The organism is Kosakonia sp. (assembly GCF_032052965.1).
Lineage (GTDB): Bacteria > Pseudomonadota > Gammaproteobacteria > Enterobacterales > Enterobacteriaceae > Kosakonia.
This window is the reverse complement of sequence record NZ_DAMBVN010000004.1, coordinates 1-18,635: the sequence shown is the minus strand read 5'-3', so window position 1 is coordinate 18,635 and position 18,635 is coordinate 1. Positions and strand designations below refer to the sequence as shown.

Genomic DNA, 18,635 nt, shown 5'->3' with positions numbered 1-18,635 from the left:
CACGTGAATGCGGAAATTCGGCGGCAAATTTTGCGCATCTGCCCGCCCGGTGTACCATCCCCGGACATGAAAATTTCAACATCGACCACGGAATACGATATGACTTCGCGCGTTATTGCACTCGATTTAGACGGTACATTACTTACCCCGAAAAAAACGCTTCTGCCCTCATCCCTCGAAGCACTGGCTCGCGCTAAGGCCGCTGGCCATAAGATCATTATCGTCACCGGTCGGCATCATGTTGCCATCCATCCTTTTTATCAGGCACTGGCGCTCGATACACCTGCAATTTGCTGTAATGGCACCTATTTGTATGATTATCATGCTAAAAAAGTGCTCGCCGCCGACCCGATGCCTGTTTCGCAGGCACAACAGCTTATTTCCCTGCTTGAAGCGCACGCCATTCACGGCCTGATGTATGTCGACAATGCAATGGTCTACGAGAAACCGACCGGGCATGTACTGCGTACTACCAACTGGGCGCAGGCATTGCCGCCGGAGCAACGCCCGGTATTCCAGCAGGTGGACTCACTGGCGGCAACGGCGCAAGAGGTTGACGCCATCTGGAAATTCGCTCTCACCGACGAAGACACGCAAAAACTGAAAAAATTTGGCCGGCATGTTGAACAGACGCTGGGGCTGGCGTGTGAGTGGTCATGGCACGATCAGGTCGACATCGCCCGCAGCGGCAATAGCAAAGGCAAACGTCTGACCGAATGGGTGACGTCGCAGGGGTTGTCGATGCAGGATGTGGTGGCGTTTGGCGATAATTATAATGACATCAGTATGCTGCAGGCCGCAGGCATCGGTGTCGCGATGGGCAATGCCGACGATGAGGTCAAAGCCCATGCAAATGTGGTTATTGGCGACAATACCGTCGATAGCATCGCCGGGTTTATTTATAAAGCATTACTGTAATCAGGCGGTTATCGATACACTTTTGATCTGTGCATACAGCCACTGGCCGGGTTTGATGCTTAATTCGTCTCTGGCCCAGGGGCTGATCCGCGCCCACAAGGTGCGCCCTGCAACGTCCAGTTGCACTTCGACCTGCCCGTCAATATCAAAACATTCAGCCACTTTCGCGCGCAGTAGGTTACGAATACTGGTGCTCCCCGGCGGCTGCAGCACCAGCGACACATCTGTAGCATGAATGCGAATGCGCAGTGGCGTTTGCAGCGGACGATCAACTTTACTCACCCAAAGGTGTTGATCACCTAACGCCAGCGCCGTCATTGCGTAGTGAGGATGATGCTCAAGCACGCTGACTTTCAAAATGCTGCTTTGCTGCTCCTGCGGCAACCACGGGTTCATGACACTGCTGCCCCAGATATCCTCCAGGTTACCGAACGCTTTCACCTCACCGGCTTCCAACACCATTACCTTATCCGCAAGGTGCAGGATCTCTTCCAGTGAATGACTGACGTACAACATCGGAATATTGATCTCCCGTGCCAGGCGCTGCAAATAAGGCAATAACTCGCGCTTGCGGGGAATATCAAGCGACGCAAGCGGTTCGTCCAGCAGCATTAATTCCGGTGCGGTTAACAACGCACGCCCTATCGCCACTCGCTGCTTTTCACCACCGGAAAGGCCGCCGGGCAGACGATCCAGCAGTGACTCAATGCCCAATAACGCTACCAGCTTATCAAACTGCCCGCTCATTGACTTCGCCATGCCGTAACGCAAATTCCCCAACACTTTGTAGTGCGGGAAGAGACGTGCGTCCTGGAAAACATAGCCCACACGGCGTTTTTCCGGGGGGAGGCAAATTTTGCTATTGGTGTCGAACAACACGCGGTTATTTAGCGCAATGCGTCCCTGTTGGGGGTGCGTCAGGCCACCAATCGCATTGATCAGCGACGTTTTGCCCGCACCAGAGACACCGAAGATGGCGGTAATACCGCTGGCGGGCAACGTCTCGGCCACGCGCAAAGTATGGGTACCCAGCGTTTGGGTGAAATTGAGCTCCAGCATGGCTTATCTCCCTGTCCGTTCGCGGCTAATACGCGCCAGCCACTCCGAAATGAGTAACGAAACCAGCGCCAGCACAATCGAAATCACGCACAGCCGCGCCGCCGCCGTTTCGCCTCCCGGCATCTGAATCAATGTGTACATGGCTGAAGGGATAGTGCGCGTTTCGCCCGGAATGTTGGAGACAAACGTAATGGTCGCGCCAAATTCGCCCAGCGAGCGGGCAAATGCCAGCACCGTACCAACAATGATACCCGGCAGGGTCAGCGGTAAGGTGATGGTGAGAAACACGCGCCAGCGTCCGGCACCCAACGTGCGGGCCGCCTGCTCCAGTTTGGTATCAACACCTTCCAGCGCCAGACGGATCGCCCGCACCATCAGTGGGAACGACATCACCGCCGCCGCCAGAACCGCGCCACGCCAGCTAAACGCAAAGGTGATACCCAGCCAGTCGTAGAGCCACTGGCCGATAAAACCGTGTCGCCCCAAGGCAATCAGCAATAAATAACCGACCACGACAGGCGGCAACACTAAAGGAAGATGGAGAAAACTGTCCAGCAGCGCTTTACCCGGAAACGAGCAGCGCACCAGCAACCAGGCGAAGAAGATCCCAAAAGGCAAACTGAAGATAACCGCAAGGGAAGAGACTTTAAGGCTCAGCAGTACCGCCTGCCATTCGGGATCCGTCAATATCATTAGTGCGTCGTAAATCCGTAACGTTTGAATATTTCAGCAGCCTGCGGGCCTTTCAGGTAATCATAAAACGCGGTCACTGTCGCGTTTTTATGCCCCTCAATTATCGCCAGCGGGTACTCCACTTTCTGGTGTGAATCTTCAGGGAATGTGCCAACTACTTTCACCCCTTTACTGGCAACCGCATCGGAACCATAGACAATACCGAGCGGCGCTTCGCTGCGTTCCACCAGCGCCAGTGCGCCACGTACATCTTCTGCTGGCGCCAGTTTCGGCGACAGGGTATCCCATGCGCCCAGTCTGGTCAGTGCTTCTTTGGCATAAATACCGGCCGGGACGTGATCCGGATCGCCAACGGCCAGGCGGCCGCCTTTCAGCAAGCTGTTCCAGTCAGTTTTTGTATTCACGGTAATGTCGCTCTGTTTGCTGCTTTTCGACGCGACCACCACCAGGCTATTGCCAAGCAGCGTTTCCCGTGTTGCGGTGTCGATCGTTTTTTTCCCGACGGCGTAATCCATCCATTTCTGATCGGCAGAGATAAACAGATCGGCCGGTGCCCCCGCCTCAATCTGGCGCGCCAGCGTAGAAGAGGATGCGAACGAGGAAACCACCTCGACGTTTTTCTCTTTTTTATAGGCCGCCGCGATATCCTGCATCGCATTGGTCAGCGATGCCGCTGCAAAAACGGTGATCTTGCTTTCTTCCGCCAGGGCATGCCCGGCAACGGAAAGCGTTAATGTCGCTCCGGCAAAAAAGCGCAACCATGTACGTGCCATTGCTAACTCCTCTGAGTGTCGTTATATATAAAAAAACATAACGATAGTACCAGAGTTTACCGCTCAGAAGATAATACCCATCAAGAATGAGGGGCATATGAGAAAACTATCGGCAGGGAGGGAACGATCTTGAGCGTAAAACGCCCACGAAAGTGGGCGTTTTAGCAAATGGCTTAGCGGTGCTGGCTGGTGCGGTCGCGGCGCCCAACGCCGGAGAAAACGTTAAACACTTCGCCAAGACCATAAATTAATCCCAGGATGATGGCCATCACCACGGGGACCATGATGATGGCAAACAGCAGACTTTTCAGTAACTCTAACATGGTCGACTCCAGATATTGTGGATGACGCATTCTAGCCTGAACCGGCGGGAAAACACTCGCCTTTTGTGCGATTGGAACCGCAGCTTTGCCATCAATATCAAGCCTCAGGCTAGGTTTACAGGTCGTTTTCCTTCACAATAGACTTTTTGCCAGGACATTGTGTAATGCAGGCTGAAATTCTCCTCACTCTTAAACTCCAGCAGCGTCTTTTTGCCGATCCGCGCCGTATCTCGCTGCTGAAACAAATTGCAGAGACAGGCTCTATTAGCCAGGGTGCGAAGAACGCTAACATCAGCTATAAAAGCGCCTGGGATGCGATCAATGAGATGAATCAACTGAGCGACCACACGCTCGTCGATCGCGCCACAGGCGGCAAAGGCGGCGGCGGCGCAGTGGTAACCCGTTACGGTCAGCGCCTTATTCAACTTTATGATCTGCTTGGACAAATCCAGCAAAAGGCCTTTGATGTGCTGAGCGACGACGATGCCCTGCCTTTAAACAGCCTGCTGGCGGCCATTTCGCGCTTCTCTTTGCAAACCAGCGCCCGCAACCAGTGGTTTGGCACTATTACCGCCCGCGATCACCAACAGGTTCAGCAACATGTGGACGTTCTGCTGGCAGACGGCACCACACGTTTAAAAGTCGCGATCACAGCGCAAAGCGGAGAAAGGCTTGGCCTCGACGAAGGCAAAGAGGTGCTGGTGTTGTTAAAAGCGCCGTGGGTCAACATTACCCAGGATACCGCGCTGGCGGCAAAAGCTGATAACCAGCTAACCGGGTGTATTAGTCACATTGAGCGTGGCGAGCAGCAGAGCGAAGTGCTGATGACGCTACCGGACGGCCAGCAGCTCTGCGCTACCGTGCCGTCTGCAGAGGTGGAGAAGTTGCAGGAACAGCATGAAGTGACGGCCTATTTTAATGCCGATCGCGTGATTATCGCTACGTTATGCTAATTGCGTTGACAAACTGAGGTAATGCACGTATCCCTGAACTTCAATGCTGCAAAAAATGGGATACATCATGTCATCATTGCATATTTCGCAAGGCACGTTCCGTCTTAGCGATACCCGCACACTGCATCTTGAAAATTTAACCCTGCGCGCCGGTGAAAGCTGGGCGTTTGTCGGGGCAAACGGCAGTGGAAAATCCGCGCTGGCTCGCGCACTGGCCGGTGAACTGACCCTGCTGAAAGGCACCCGGGAGTCGACGTTTACCCGCCTGACCCGTCTCTCCTTCGAGCAACTGCAAAAACTGGTGAGCGACGAGTGGCAACGAAATAACACCGATATGCTCAGCCCCGGCGAGGAAGATACCGGGCGCACAACGGCGGAAATTATCCAGGATGAGATTAAAGACGCCGACCGCTGCACCCGGCTGGCGGCGCAGTTTGGCATCACATCTCTTCTTGATCGTCGTTTCAAATACCTTTCAACAGGTGAAACCCGTAAGACATTGCTTTGCCAGGCGCTGATGGCCGAGCCGGATTTGTTGATCCTTGATGAGCCCTTCGACGGCCTTGATGTTAACTCTCGTCAACAACTGGCAGCGCTGCTGGCACAACTGAATGCCGACGGTTATACCGTGGTGTTGGTGCTGAACCGCTTCGATGAGATCCCCGCCTTTGTACGCAATGCCGGGGTATTGGTCGATTGTGCCCTGACCGATACCGGGGAGAAATCCGCCCTGTTGCAACAGGCGCTGATTGCCCAACTGGCGCACAGTGAGAAACTCGCTGGTATTGCCCTGCCCGATCCCGACGCGCCCCCCGCGCGGGAAACGCTGACCCCGGGTGCGCCGCTGATCGTGCTCAATAACGGTGTGGTGTCTTATAACGATCGTCCTATTATTAACCAGCTTTCGTGGACCGTGGCCCCCGGCGAGCACTGGCAAATCGTCGGGCCAAATGGCGCGGGCAAGTCCACGTTGCTCAGTTTGATCACCGGCGATCATCCTCAAGGCTACAGTAACGATTTGACGTTGTTTGGCCGCCGTCGCGGCAGCGGCGAAACCATCTGGGATATCAAAAAGCACATCGGCTATGTCAGCAGTAGCCTGCACCTGGACTATCGCGTCAGCACCAACGTACGTAACGTCATTCTGTCCGGTTATTTTGATTCAATCGGCATTTATCAGGCGGTATCGGATAAGCAGCACAAACTGGCGCAGCAATGGCTGGATATTCTGGGCTTTGATGCCCGCACGGCAGACGCCCCCTTCCACAGCCTCTCCTGGGGGCAACAACGGCTGGCGCTGATTGTTCGGGCTCTGGTTAAACACCCAACCTTACTGATCCTTGATGAGCCATTACAGGGACTGGATCCGCTTAACCGGCAGTTAATTCGCCGCTTTGTCGATGTATTGATTAATGAAGGGAAGACGCAGCTATTATTTGTTTCCCACCATGCGGCAGACGCGCCATCGTGTATTACGCATCGTCTGGCGTTTGTGCCGCAGGATGACGGCTATCGCTACGTGCTGGAACCACAATAATTGGGGATGCCTGATATTAAGCAAATATGCTGTAATACGCAGGCTTAATTAGCATCCAAAATACGATTTTTATCTGGCCAGCTGGCAACCCATATTGTCAGTGGCCTTTTTTTATTATGGCAAGTATCAATCCCGACGATGGACGCCGGGAGAAAAATGACAGGACTATTATGACCTCACTCCTCTCTATGACCCGCACCCTGTCGCTGGTGGCGGCGCTCTTCCTTGGCCTGAGTACCTACGCACTTGCTGAGGAGAGTGCCTCCTCTGCGAATAGCGAACAAGATAATCAAATGCGTCAGGCGGTGCAAAATATGCAACGCGCCAGTGTTCACGGCCCGCACAAAATTACATTAGGCGATCAGGCAACGCTGAATTTACCGGCGGGTTTCGCCTGGATACCGCCTAAAGAAGCGGCCGTCTTCATGCGTGAATTGGGTAATTCTGTTAATGATGATGCTTTTTACGGGCTGGTATTTAGCAATGATATTTCCGGGTTTGTTTCTATTGAATATGACGACGCCGGTTATATCAAAGATGATGATGCAAAGGACTGGGACGCGAAGGAACTGCTCAGTAATTTGCAGGAAGGAACCAAAGAAGGCAATAAAGATCGCGCTGAAAAAGGCATCGCGCCGATTGAGGTCATCGGCTGGGTTGAAAAACCAACCTACGATGCGGCAAACCACCGTCTTATCTGGTCTGCCGCGATCCGCGACATTGGCAGTAATGTGCCGGAAAAAGATCAGGGCGTTAACTACAACACTTATCTGCTGGGCCGCCACGGTTACCTGTCGCTGAATCTGGTCACGGATCGCGGCACTGTCGAGCAGGAAAAACCGCTGGCTAAAACCCTGCTCAATGCCACGACCTTTAACGACGGTAAAAAATACAGCGACTTTAATGCCTCGACCGACCACATTGCCAGCTATGGCCTTGCTGCGTTAATCGGTGGGCTGGCGGCGAAAAAACTCGGCCTGCTGGCGATTATCGGTGTCACTCTGCTGAAGTTCTGGAAGCTTGCGCTGATTGCTATCGCGGCTGCCGGTGTCGGCGTGAAAAAAGTACTGTTTCGCAAAAAATCGGCAACCGAAACCGAAAACCACGTTGAATAGCGATGAGCCTGCTGCTTCTGCTGTTTAAAGGTGCAACCCTCGGAAAGTTTATACTCTCCGGGGGGACGATGCTGTTGTCGGTCGCCACGTATGCGCCGCTGTTTGGCTGGCCTTACGCCACAGGTATCGTCGCCATGCTGTTTTTCCATGAACTGGGGCACTACTTTGCCGCACGGCAGCGTTCATTAAATACCGGATTACCGATGTTTATCCCGTTTGTCGGGGCGTGGATCGCACTGAAAGATGCACTCCCGGATGCGGAAACAGAAGCGTGGGTCGGCATTGCTGGCCCGCTGTCAGGAGCGCTGGCTGCCCTTGCCTGCTATTATCTGGCGGAATACCTGAACAGTTCGCTACTGATGGCCGTGGCCTATGCCGGTTTCCTGCTTAATCTGTTCAATTTAATCCCGGTGCCGCCGCTGGATGGCGGACGCATTACGGTCGCCATCTCGCGTAAGATTTGGTATCTCGGGGTTCCGGTGTTGTTGTGCTTTTTTTATCTCCACCCGAGCCCGCTGTTGCTTATCGTCTGCTTTCTTGCGGTTTCGCAGATGGTGGCGCGGCGCAATGAAACGCCCAATCTCAGTACGCTGACCCCTGGCAAACGTCTGGAATATTCGCTTTTGTACTTTGGGCTGATTGCCTGGCTGTCGCTGATGACTTATAACCTGCACGAGGCGTTATCCGGCTTACGCTGATAATGTCTGCTTCACTGTACAGCAGTGAAGACGTTTTCGGACTAATACTATTCGCTGGAAATGCCAGGATAATCCTTGTTTTTTCCAGCGGTTACGCGAGAAACCGGCTAGCAGAGAAATCAGTGTAAACGATTCCACTATTTTATCCCATGTCACAGTTTTCACCTCTCTGTTATGCTAAGGTTTATTCATACCATATGCCTAATGGAGTTAAACATGCGAGTTCTGGTTACAGGTGGTAGCGGTTACATTGGAAGTCATACCTGCGTCCAATTGCTGCAAAATGGTCATGACGTCGTCATCCTCGACAACCTCTGCAACAGTAAACGCAGCGTATTGCATGAAATCGAACGTTTTGGCGGTAAAGCTGCGCTGTTCGTCGAAGGCGATATTCGTGACGAAGCGCTGCTGGCAGAGATCCTGCACGATCACGCTATCGAAGCGGTGATTCATTTTGCCGGATTGAAGGCCGTTGGCGAATCCGTGGCCAAACCGCTGGAATACTACGATAACAACGTTAACGGTACGTTGCGTCTGATCAGCGCCATGCGCGCCGCCAATGTTAAGAACTTCATTTTCAGTTCCTCCGCCACAGTTTATGGCGATCAACCCCAGATCCCGTATGTTGAAAGCTTCCCGACAGGCACGCCGCAAAGCCCGTATGGCAAAAGTAAGCTGATGGTTGAGCAGATCCTGACTGACCTGCAGAAAGCACAGCCGGACTGGAGCATTGCGCTGCTGCGCTACTTTAACCCGGTTGGCGCACATCCATCAGGCGATATGGGCGAAGATCCGCAAGGCATTCCTAACAACCTGATGCCGTACATTGCGCAGGTGGCCGTTGGTCGCCGTGATTCGCTGGCTATTTTTGGTAATGACTACCCAACACCTGACGGCACCGGCGTGCGCGATTATATCCATGTGATGGATCTGGCTGATGGTCACGTTGCCGCCATGCAAGAACTGGCAGGCAAACAAGGCGTGCATATTTATAACCTTGGCGCGGGCGTGGGCAGCAGCGTGCTGGATGTGGTTAACGCGTTCAGCAAAGCCTGTGGCAAACCTATTGCCTGGCATTTTGCGCCACGCCGCGACGGTGATTTACCCGCTTACTGGGCAGATGCCACCAAAGCAGATAAAGAGCTGAACTGGCGTGTCACCCGCACGCTCGACGAAATGGCAGAAGATACCTGGCGCTGGCAGTCCCGCCATCCGCAGGGCTATCCTGATTAAAGGAACCGTAATGACGCAATTTAACCCGGTGGATCATCCTCATCGCCGTTACAACCCGTTGACGGGACAGTGGATCCTCGTTTCACCGCATCGCGCTAAGCGCCCCTGGCAGGGGGCGCAGGAAACACCGGCGAAGCAAACGCTACCCGCCCATGATCCGGACTGTTTTCTCTGCCCGGGGAATACGCGAGTAACCGGTGATAAAAACCCGGATTACGCCAGCACTTACGTATTTACGAATGACTTTGCGGCGCTAATGACCGACACGCCAGACGCGCCGGAAAGCAGCGATCCGTTGATGCGCAGCCAGAGTGCGCGCGGCACCAGCCGGGTTATCTGTTTTTCGCCAGACCACAGTAAAACACTGCCAGAACTGAGCATCAGCGCGCTGGAAGATGTGGTATCAACCTGGCAACAGCAGACAGCAGAACTGGGCCAAACCTATCCCTGGGTGCAGGTTTTTGAAAACAAAGGCGCGGCGATGGGCTGCTCGAACCCGCATCCACACGGCCAGATCTGGGCAAACAGCTTCCTGCCTAACGAAGCGGAACGCGAAGATCGCCTGCAAAAAGCCTACCTGGACCAGTACCACTCTCCCATGCTGGTCGACTACGCGCAGCGTGAACAGCAAGACGGCAGCCGTACAGTGGTTGAGACAGAGCACTGGCTGGCAGTGGTCCCATACTGGGCCGCCTGGCCGTTTGAAACCTTGCTGTTGCCAAAAACCCACCTGCTGCGTATGACCGATTTAAACGCTGAACAGCGTCGCGATCTGGCGCTGGCGCTGAAAAAACTGACCAGTCGCTATGACAATCTGTTCCAGTGCTCTTTCCCTTACTCAATGGGTTGGCACGGGGCACCGTTTAATGGCGAAGAGAATCAACACTGGCAGTTGCATGCGCACTTTTACCCGCCGTTGTTGCGTTCTGCTACCGTGCGCAAATTTATGGTTGGCTACGAAATGTTGGCCGAAACCCAGCGCGATTTGACGGCTGAGCAAGCTGCCGAACGCCTGCGCGCCGTGAGTGATATCCATTTTCGCGAATCCGGAGAATAATAATGAGTCTGAAAGAGAACACCCAGGCCCTGTTTGCTGAGAAATTTGGCTACCCTGCCACCCATACCATTCAGGCACCAGGCCGCGTCAACTTGATCGGCGAGCATACCGACTATAACGACGGTTTCGTGCTGCCCTGCGCCATTGACTACCAGACCGTGATCAGCTGTGCGCCGCGTACCGATCGCCTCGTGCGGGTCATTGCCGCCGATTACGATAACCAAATCGATGAATTCTCTCTTGATGCGCCGATCGTCACCCACGACAGCCAGCAATGGTCAAATTATGTGCGCGGCGTTGTAAAACACCTGCAAAAACGTGACGCTAACGTTGGCGGCGCGGATCTCGTCATCAGCGGAAATGTGCCGCAGGGCGCGGGCTTAAGCTCTTCCGCCTCGCTGGAAGTGGCGGTCGGCACCGTTTTCCAGCAGTTGTACCATCTGCCGCTGGATGGCGCGCAAATCGCGCTGAACGGCCAGGAGGCGGAAAACCAGTTTGTTGGCTGTAACTGCGGCATTATGGATCAGCTGATCTCTGCGCTCGGCAAAAAAGGGAGCGCGCTGCTCATTGACTGCCGCTCGCTCGGGACCAAAGCGGTTTCGATGCCGGCAGGCGTGGCCATTGTGATCATCAACAGTAACTTCAAACGCACGCTGGTCGGCAGCGAATACAACACCCGCCGCCAGCAGTGTGAAACGGGCGCGCGCTTCTTCCAGCAAAAAGCGCTGCGGGATGTCAGCATCGATCAGTTTAATGCCGTTGCCCATGAGCTGGATCCGCTGGTGGCGAAACGCGTTCGTCATGTGCTGAGCGAAAATGCCCGTACCGTCGAAGCGGCAAGCGCGCTGGAGAAAGGCGATCTGCAGCGTATGGGTGTACTCATGGCCGAGTCCCATACTTCCATGCGGGATGATTTTGAAATCACCGTACCGCAAATCGATACGCTGGTAGAGATTGTTAAAGCCACTATCGGCGACCAGGGCGGCGTGCGCATGACCGGCGGCGGTTTCGGTGGTTGTGTGGTTGCCCTCGTACCCGAAGCGATGGTGCCTGCAGTTAAAGAGGCTGTCGCACGTCAGTACGAAGCAAAAACCGGCATCAAAGAAACCTTCTATGTGTGCAAACCTTCACAGGGAGCAGGACAGTGTTAAACGAATCGTCTGCCATAGCCCCGGACGGGCTGCCTTTTCGTCTCATCACGCTGCGCAACCGCGCAGGAATGGTGGTGACGTTAATGGACTGGGGTGCCACGCTGTTATCGGCGCGTATCCCGTTACAGGATGGGTCCGTGCGTGAAGCCTTACTCGGCTGCGCAACGCCGGAACACTATCTGCGTCAAACCGCGTTTCTTGGCGCCTCGATTGGCCGTTATGCCAACCGTATCGCCGCCAGCCGTTTTGAACTGGCCGGGCAGACGTACATCCTGCTGCCAAGCCAGGGCGAAAACCAGTTACACGGCGGCCCGGAAGGTTTTGACAAACGCCGCTGGTTGATTGAACGGCAAAACGATAACGAAGTGGTATTCGTGCTGAACTCACCGGACGGCGACCAGGGGTTTCCCGGTAATGTGCATGCAAGAGCGCATTTCCGCCTCGGTGATGATAACCGCCTGGCCATTGAATACCGCGCCACAACCGACAAGCCCTGCCCGGTTAACCTGACCAACCATGCTTACTTTAATCTGGATGGCGAACAGTCGGATGTGCGTAACCATACCTTGCAATTGCTGGCTGATGCCTATTTGCCGGTGGACAGTATGGGCTTGCCCACCGACGGGTTGAAAGCAGTAGCCCGAACCAGTTTTGATTTCCGCACGCCAAAAACAGTGGCGCAGGATTTTCTGGCCGATGCCGATCAGCAGGCAGTAAAAGGCTATGATCACGCCTTCCTGTTGCAAGCCCGCGGTGACGTCAGCCAGCCTGCAGCGCACCTTTGGTCGGCAGATAAGCAACTGGAAATGGCAGTGTATACCAGTGCACCAGCACTGCAGTTTTATTCGGGGAACTATCTTGATGGTACGCCCGCCCGCGGCGGTGTGACCTACAGTGCCTGGCAGGGTCTGGCGCTGGAGAGTGAATTCCTGCCGGACAGCCCCAACCGCCCGGACTTCCCGCAGCCGGACTGCGTTTTACTCCCCGGCGACGTCTATGTCAGCCTGACGGAATATCACTTTATTCCGCACTGATCCCCCGCCCTCCTTCCGGAGGGCTTTTTTTCATCATCTTGCTGAAATAACCGTCAGTTACAGACAAAATCATAACCCCTGGTTCACAAGCACCTTACACTGCGCCACTATTTTCGCTATGGTTAAGGGTAATCGTTGCCGCAGGTCTCTGCCCGGCAATATAATGAGAATTGTTATCATTCAATCAGGCTTACAGGAGTAAGAGTATGGCTGTTACTAAGCTGGTTCTGGTTCGTCACGGCGAAAGCCAGTGGAACAACGAAAACCGTTTTACCGGTTGGTACGATGTTGATCTGTCCGAAAAAGGCGTAGGCGAAGCAAAAGCAGCAGGCAAACTGCTGAAAGAGGAAGGCTACTCCTTCGATTTTGCTTACACCTCTGTGCTGAAGCGTGCCATCCACACGCTGTGGAACGTTCTGGATGAGCTGGATCAGGCATGGTTACCGGTTGAAAAAAGCTGGAAACTGAACGAACGTCATTACGGTGCGCTGCAGGGGCTGAACAAAGCCGAAACCGCAGAAAAATACGGTGATGAGCAGGTTAAGCAGTGGCGTCGCGGCTTTGCTGTTACGCCGCCGGCACTGACCAAAGATGATGAGCGTTTTCCGGGTCACGATCCGCGTTATGCGAAACTGACCGAAGCCGAGTTGCCGCAGACCGAAAGCCTGGCGCTGACCATCGATCGCGTAATCCCTTACTGGAACGACACTATTCTGCCGCGTTTGAAAAGTGGTGAGCGCGTGATCATTGCCGCTCACGGTAACTCCCTGCGTGCGCTGGTGAAGTACCTCGACAACATGAGCGAAGAAGAAATCCTTGAACTGAACATCCCGACCGGCGTACCGCTGGTGTATGAGTTCGACGAAAACTTCAAACCGCTGAAACATTATTATCTGGGCAACGCGGATGAGATCGCCGCAAAAGCGGCTGCTGTCGCTAACCAGGGTAAAGCGAAGTAATAAAAAAGCCGGGCATAAAATGCCCGGCTTTTTGTTTCTGGCCCGTTAGCGCAGCGCATGTGGGCTTTCGTCACAGACAACTGCACTCCCTGCCAGAATTTAACCGCGACGCGCTTTCACCGCATTGGCTAGCTGACGCAGAATGGCATCGGTATCTTCCCAGCCGATGCAGGCATCAGTAATACTCTTACCGTAAACCAGCGGTTCACCGCTTTCCAGACTCTGATTGCCCTCCACCAGATGACTTTCAATCATCACGCCGATGATGGCGTTTTCGCCGCTGGCAATTTGCTGGCAAACGTCAGACCCGACTTCCATTTGCTTTTTGAACTGCTTGCTGGAATTTGCGTGGCTGAAATCAATCATTACCTGCGCTTGCAGGCCTGCTTTGTTGAGCCCCGTTTTAACGTCAGCGACATGCCGCGCGCTGTAGTTCGGCTCTTTGCCGCCGCGCAGAATGATGTGGCAGTCCGTATTACCGGCAGTATTTACGATTGCCGAGTGGCCCCATTTCGTCACCGACAGGAAGCAGTGAGGTGCACTGGCAGCGTTAATGGCGTCAATCGCCACTTTGATAGTGCCATCGGTACCATTTTTAAACCCCACCGGGCATGAGAGACCGGAAGCCAGTTCACGGTGTACCTGCGACTCGGTGGTGCGAGCACCAATGGCTCCCCAACTCATCAAATCCGCCAGATATTGTGGGGTGATCATATCCAGAAACTCACCTGCTGCCGGCAGGCCCGAATCATTGATCTCCAGCAGCAGCTTACGCGCAATACGCAGGCCGTCGTTGATCTGGAAGCTATTATCCATGTGTGGATCGTTAATCAGCCCTTTCCAGCCAACAGTGGTACGCGGCTTTTCAAAATAGACGCGCATCACCACTTCCAGCTCGCCTTTTAACTCTTCTCGTAGCGACAGCAGGCGCGAGGCGTATTCCTTCGCCGCAGCAGGATCATGAATAGAGCACGGGCCAATCACCACCAGCAGACGATCGTCATTACCGCGCAGGATGTTGTGAATCGCTTTGCGGGCATGAGAAACCGTGTTGGCAGCCGTTTCAGTGGCAGGAAATTTTTCAAGGAGCGCTACAGGGGGTAATAACTCATTGATCTCTTTAATACGTAAATCGTCATTCTGATAATTCATGATCTTTCCAGTGTCGCTGTACTTTTTGTAATGAATGCAATCCTTCCAATCTATCTCGTCAGCCAGGAAGTGTAAACGTGATTTTACACTTCGCACGGATAATTCCTGGAATGAGGCGGAACGCCGCCAGAAAGTAGCGAACAGAGAGAACACGACTACACTTTTTAACTGTAATAACTTTTATTTTGCACTTTGTTAATATTCCATGCTGCCGAAGCGGTTGATAATGGCATGTTTAACCACTGAGCGTGATAATTCGTTCGCGCTGCTTTTATCGGCTTTCTGCACGGTAAAAACGACCAGAACAGGAGCATCATGATGAAAATGAATAAATTAGCGACGCTTTTACTGACCACTTCCCTGACTTTCGCCGGCGGTGCTTTCGCCGCAACGTCCTCCACGTCCGATAGCAGCAACGGCGATGCAAACGCTGCGGCGTCTGCCGGCCAGGTTGCCCCGGATGCGAAACAGAATCTGGAGCCGAATAACGTTGATAACAGCAAAATCAACACTGGCGATCCGGCCACGAATAGCCATAAGTCGTCGCAACATATGACCAAAGATGAAGTCCACAAAAATTCAATGTGTAAAGATGGTCGCTGCCCTGACGAGAACAAAAAAGTGGAAACAGGTAATGGTAATAACACACATGTGAACACCAAAACCGACGGTACCACCCAGTAAGGTATAAAGCCTTAACAAGAGGGAGAGCTACGGCTCTCCTTACTTTTTTCTCACCATCCGCTAAAAATCTGCAATGATGTAAGTCGCTCATAATTATGAAGAGGCACGATCCCGACAATGGCGCATTCACATTCACACGCCCCTGCTGACGCTAACGCTCGCCGACTATTGCTGGCATTTAGTGTTACCGCTGTCTTTATGTTGATTGAGGTGGTGGGCGGCCTCCTCTCTGGTTCGCTGGCGCTGCTGGCAGATGCGGGCCATATGCTTACCGATGCCGCCGCCCTGCTGTTTGCCTTGTTGGCGGTTCATTTCGCCCGTCAACCGCCCAGCGCCCGGCGGACGTTTGGCTGGCTGCGGCTGACCACGCTGGCAGCCTTTGTGAATGCGCTCGCGTTAGTGCTTATTACTCTCTTGATTGTCTGGGAAGCTTTCCAGCGTTTTTACCATCCGCACCCCGTGGCCGGAGCAACCATGATGGTCATCGCCATCGCCGGGCTGCTGGCTAATGTGCTGGCGTTCTGGTTGTTGCACCGGGGGAGCGAGGAAAAGAACCTCAACGTGCGCGCGGCTGCCCTGCATGTACTGGGCGACCTGCTGGGATCGGTGGGAGCGATTGTCGCCGCGCTAATTATTATTTATACCAACTGGACGCCAGTTGACCCTATCTTGTCGGTGCTGGTTTCTGTGCTGGTGCTGCGCAGCGCGTGGCGACTTCTGAAAGAGAGCGTGAATGAGTTGTTGGAAGGCGCGCCTGGCTCGCTGGATATTGGCGCGCTACAACGCCACTTGCGACGGGCTATTCCGGAAGTCCGCGACGTACATCATGTACATGTCTGGCTGGTCGGTGAGAAACCGTTGATGACGCTGCATGTGCAGGTGGTACCGCCGCGCGATCATGACAAGCTGCTCGGCGACATCCAGCATTTTCTTGTTCATCATTACGATATTGAACATGCGACGATACAGATGGAGTATCAGCCCTGTAGCGGGCCAGACTGCCATCTCAGCGAGGCGCAGCCTGACCCTCATCCTTCACACCATCATTGAGCTGAAAGCGCGTGAGAACCTCGCTCACGCGCGCTATTCATCCACATGCGGCTGCCGTTAAGTGCGATGAAAGTCAGCAGCATGTATTCAAGCGACATTGCCCAGACGCCCTGCAAGGCAAAAATCACCACGCTGATGATATTAATAACCACCCACAACAGCCAGTTTTCGACATATTTGCGGGTCATCAGGATCATCGCCACAATCGACAACACCATCATGCAGGCGTCCCAGAACGGGAACGCATCGGGTTGCAGATCCGGCATCGCCACATGCATACCCAGCGTTTGCATCACCGCGACGGCCACCCGTGTCAGGAATGCAAATACCGGATCGATAAAGAAGGTCATCAAACCAATCGCGACCACGCAAGTTGCCAGCAGGGTTAATGCTTTTGGCAACGATAGCCAGCGAATTTGTAGGACCGCTTCATTTTGTGAAGTTTGCCGCGACCAGGCATACCAGCCGTACACATTGGCGGCAAAGAAAAACAGTTGCAGCAGCAGACTGGCGTAGAGCTGAATCTGAAAGAAGATGATAGCGAACAGGGTGACGTTCACCAATCCAAAAGCATAGTTGCTGATCTTTTCCAGACTCGCCAGCCAGATACAAAGCAAACCCGCCAGTGTGCCCGTGGCTTCAATCCATGAAAGATCGTACCCGCCGGCACCAATCGGAATGTGCACCAGAATGTTCTGTGTACTAAAAAAATCCATTCTTCCCCCAGAGCGTAATACTACGCAGTAATAAATTAAGCACGTAGTGTAGCTGCAAAATCGAGCATGCGGTTAAGCGGAAGTAATGCACCCTCGCGCAGTGCAGCATCGACGTGGATTTCGTGGGCCGCTCCGCCGTTTTCCAGCGCTTCGGCAATGGCTTGCAGGCCATTCATTGCCATCCACGGGCAGTGCGCGCAGCTGCGGCACGTGGCCCCTTCGCCGGCGGTTGGCGCTTCGAGTAACTCTTTTTCCGGCACCGCCTGCTGCATTTTATAGAAGATACCGCGATCGGTAGCGACAATAAGTTGCTTATGCGGCAGGCTTTTCGCCGCGTTGATCAATTGGCTGGTCGAGCCTACCGCATCGGCCAGATTAACCACCGACTGTGGAGACTCGGGATGTACGAGTATTGCCGCGTCGGGGTACAACGCTTTCAACCGCATCAACGCCTGAGTTTTAAACTCGTCATGTACGATACATGCACCTTGCCAGCATAAAACATCGGCACCGGTTTGTTTTTGCACGTAGCTGCCGAGATGGCGGTCCGGCGCCCAGATAATTTTTTCGCCCTGGCTGTCGAGGTGCTCAATTAACTCAACGGCAATGCTGGAAGTCACCACCCAGTCGGCACGTGCCTTCACGGCTGCGGAGGTATTGGCATAAACCACAACAGTACGATCGGGGTGCGCATCGCAGAAGGCGTTAAACTCATCGATCGGACAACCCAGATCCAGTGAGCACTCGGCATTCAGCGTGGGCATCAGGATGGTTTTTTCCGGGCTGAGGATTTTGGCAGTTTCCCCCATAAAACGCACACCGGCGACCAGCAGCGTTGAAGCGGCATGTCTCGCACCGAAGCGCGCCATCTCCAGTGAATCGGAAATACATCCACCGGTCTCTTCTGCCAGTTGCTGAATTTCCGGATCGGTATAGTAATGGGCCACCATCACGGCATTACGCGCTTTCAGTAAGCTTTTGATTTTCTCGCGGTAGAACTGCTTCTCATCCTGACGTAGCGGCGCGGGTTTTGGCGGAAAGGGATATATTGCGGTTTCGGGATCGAACATTACGCTCATCATGCTTACTCGTTTTGCTTGCTTAACTTAATAACCATAACAACGGTTAAGAATGGCAGTATTACGCCGACAACGTTTCATATACTAAACAAGATAGCCGATTGCATAAAAATTGTCGTGGGAAATTTTTGTAGGTGTGGGTAGTGGTCAGCGCGTTGTACGGGGAGGAAGACTCGTTTGCCGTTGCGCCTGTCGTTCTGAAGGCAGAGCTGAGAGCAAAAAGCACCGCCAGCGTCATTTTTTATGCAAAAAGGTAACACGATGGTTCGCTTCACTCGCCTTTCGATCCGAACCTGCTGCAGGTACATTCGTCTCATCCTGAGACTCTCCCTCCGGGCCGACGCTTCGCGTTGTTCAAAATTGTTCCCGACAATTTTGTCGAATCTTTAGCATGCGCAGATAGCAAAAAAGCGCCTTTAGGGCGCTTTTTTACATTGGTGGGTCGTGCAGG

The 18,635-nt window shown here is 53.7% G+C and carries 19 protein-coding genes; 12 read left to right on the top strand and 7 right to left on the bottom strand.

Features of this window, described 5'->3' with window-relative positions:
• Positions 1-99: 99 nt before the first annotated feature.
• Positions 100-918, top strand: coding sequence for a pyridoxal phosphatase (locus RTX30_RS06890; RefSeq protein WP_312688280.1), 819 nt, complete (start codon positions 100-102; stop codon positions 916-918).
• Here the strand turns inward: RTX30_RS06890 and modC are convergent, their stop codons facing one another.
• The 4 genes from modC to RTX30_RS06870 form a co-directional block, all read right to left on the bottom strand.
• Positions 919-1,977 (bottom strand): molybdenum ABC transporter ATP-binding protein ModC, encoded by a 1,059-nt coding sequence (modC, locus tag RTX30_RS06885; protein ID WP_312688277.1) that lies wholly within the window; start codon positions 1,975-1,977, stop codon positions 919-921.
• Positions 1,978-1,980: 3 nt separating this feature from the next.
• Positions 1,981-2,670, bottom strand: coding sequence for a molybdate ABC transporter permease subunit (modB, locus tag RTX30_RS06880; protein ID WP_312688275.1), 690 nt, complete (start codon positions 2,668-2,670; stop codon positions 1,981-1,983).
• Positions 2,670-3,443: a molybdate ABC transporter substrate-binding protein gene (gene modA, locus RTX30_RS06875; RefSeq protein WP_312688274.1), complete on the bottom strand. Its 774-nt coding sequence runs from the start codon at positions 3,441-3,443 to the stop codon at positions 2,670-2,672. The genes modB and modA overlap by 1 nt, the downstream gene beginning before the upstream one ends.
• A gap of 173 nt (positions 3,444-3,616) precedes the next feature.
• The gene (locus RTX30_RS06870; protein WP_312688272.1) at positions 3,617-3,766 is read right to left on the bottom strand and encodes an AcrZ family multidrug efflux pump-associated protein; all 150 of its coding nucleotides are present in this window, start codon (positions 3,764-3,766) and stop codon (positions 3,617-3,619) included.
• 164 nt (positions 3,767-3,930) lie between these two features.
• Between RTX30_RS06870 and modE the strand changes: the two genes are divergently transcribed.
• The 9 genes from modE (at position 3,931) to gpmA (ending at position 13,503) form a co-directional block, all read left to right on the top strand.
• A complete protein-coding gene (modE, locus tag RTX30_RS06865; RefSeq protein ID WP_312688270.1) occupies positions 3,931-4,719 on the top strand; it encodes a molybdenum-dependent transcriptional regulator in 789 nt (262 codons plus the stop codon).
• Positions 4,720-4,786: 67 nt separating this feature from the next.
• On the top strand, positions 4,787-6,256 hold the full coding sequence (gene modF / locus RTX30_RS06860; RefSeq protein WP_312688267.1) for a molybdate ABC transporter ATP-binding protein ModF: 1,470 nt from the start codon (positions 4,787-4,789) through the stop codon (positions 6,254-6,256).
• A gap of 170 nt (positions 6,257-6,426) precedes the next feature.
• Entirely contained in the window at positions 6,427-7,371 is a 945-nt protein-coding gene (locus tag RTX30_RS06855) for a DUF2167 domain-containing protein (RefSeq protein ID WP_312688264.1), read from the top strand.
• Positions 7,372-7,373: 2 nt separating this feature from the next.
• Positions 7,374-8,069: a site-2 protease family protein gene (locus RTX30_RS06850; protein ID WP_312688261.1), complete on the top strand. Its 696-nt coding sequence runs from the start codon at positions 7,374-7,376 to the stop codon at positions 8,067-8,069.
• A 216-nt stretch (positions 8,070-8,285) separates the two neighbouring features.
• Positions 8,286-9,302 (top strand): UDP-glucose 4-epimerase GalE, encoded by a 1,017-nt coding sequence (gene galE / locus RTX30_RS06845; protein WP_312688258.1) that lies wholly within the window; start codon positions 8,286-8,288, stop codon positions 9,300-9,302.
• Positions 9,303-9,312: 10 nt separating this feature from the next.
• The gene (galT, locus tag RTX30_RS06840) at positions 9,313-10,359 is read left to right on the top strand and encodes a galactose-1-phosphate uridylyltransferase (protein WP_312688255.1); all 1,047 of its coding nucleotides are present in this window, start codon (positions 9,313-9,315) and stop codon (positions 10,357-10,359) included.
• Positions 10,360-10,361: 2 nt separating this feature from the next.
• Complete coding sequence (gene galK, locus RTX30_RS06835; protein ID WP_312688252.1) at positions 10,362-11,510, top strand: galactokinase; 1,149 nt, start codon at positions 10,362-10,364, stop codon at positions 11,508-11,510.
• A complete protein-coding gene (galM, locus tag RTX30_RS06830) occupies positions 11,504-12,544 on the top strand; it encodes a galactose-1-epimerase (protein WP_312688249.1) in 1,041 nt (346 codons plus the stop codon). Before galK ends, galM begins: the two co-directional genes overlap by 7 nt.
• A gap of 206 nt (positions 12,545-12,750) precedes the next feature.
• Complete coding sequence (gene gpmA / locus RTX30_RS06825) at positions 12,751-13,503, top strand: 2,3-diphosphoglycerate-dependent phosphoglycerate mutase (RefSeq protein WP_312688247.1); 753 nt, start codon at positions 12,751-12,753, stop codon at positions 13,501-13,503.
• A 99-nt stretch (positions 13,504-13,602) separates the two neighbouring features.
• On the opposite strand, the gene aroG is transcribed toward gpmA, so the two are convergent.
• Complete coding sequence (gene aroG, locus RTX30_RS06820; RefSeq protein ID WP_312688244.1) at positions 13,603-14,655, bottom strand: 3-deoxy-7-phosphoheptulonate synthase AroG; 1,053 nt, start codon at positions 14,653-14,655, stop codon at positions 13,603-13,605.
• 318 nt (positions 14,656-14,973) lie between these two features.
• On the opposite strand from aroG, the gene RTX30_RS06815 reads away from it, so the two are divergent.
• Both RTX30_RS06815 and zitB read left to right on the top strand, forming a co-directional pair.
• A complete protein-coding gene (locus tag RTX30_RS06815; RefSeq protein WP_312688737.1) occupies positions 14,974-15,339 on the top strand; it encodes a YbgS-like family protein in 366 nt (121 codons plus the stop codon).
• Between the two features lie 117 nt (positions 15,340-15,456).
• Positions 15,457-16,389 carry a CDF family zinc transporter ZitB gene (gene zitB, locus RTX30_RS06810; protein ID WP_312688241.1) on the top strand — a complete coding sequence of 311 codons (933 nt, stop codon included), beginning with the start codon at positions 15,457-15,459 and terminating at the stop codon, positions 16,387-16,389.
• Here the strand turns inward: zitB and pnuC are convergent.
• The gene (gene pnuC, locus RTX30_RS06805; RefSeq protein WP_312688238.1) at positions 16,383-17,105 is read right to left on the bottom strand and encodes a nicotinamide riboside transporter PnuC; all 723 of its coding nucleotides are present in this window, start codon (positions 17,103-17,105) and stop codon (positions 16,383-16,385) included. The genes zitB and pnuC overlap by 7 nt on opposite strands.
• Before the next feature lie 35 nt (positions 17,106-17,140).
• A complete protein-coding gene (nadA, locus tag RTX30_RS06800) occupies positions 17,141-18,184 on the bottom strand; it encodes a quinolinate synthase NadA (protein ID WP_312688735.1) in 1,044 nt (347 codons plus the stop codon).
• Positions 18,185-18,635: the final 451 nt, after the last annotated feature.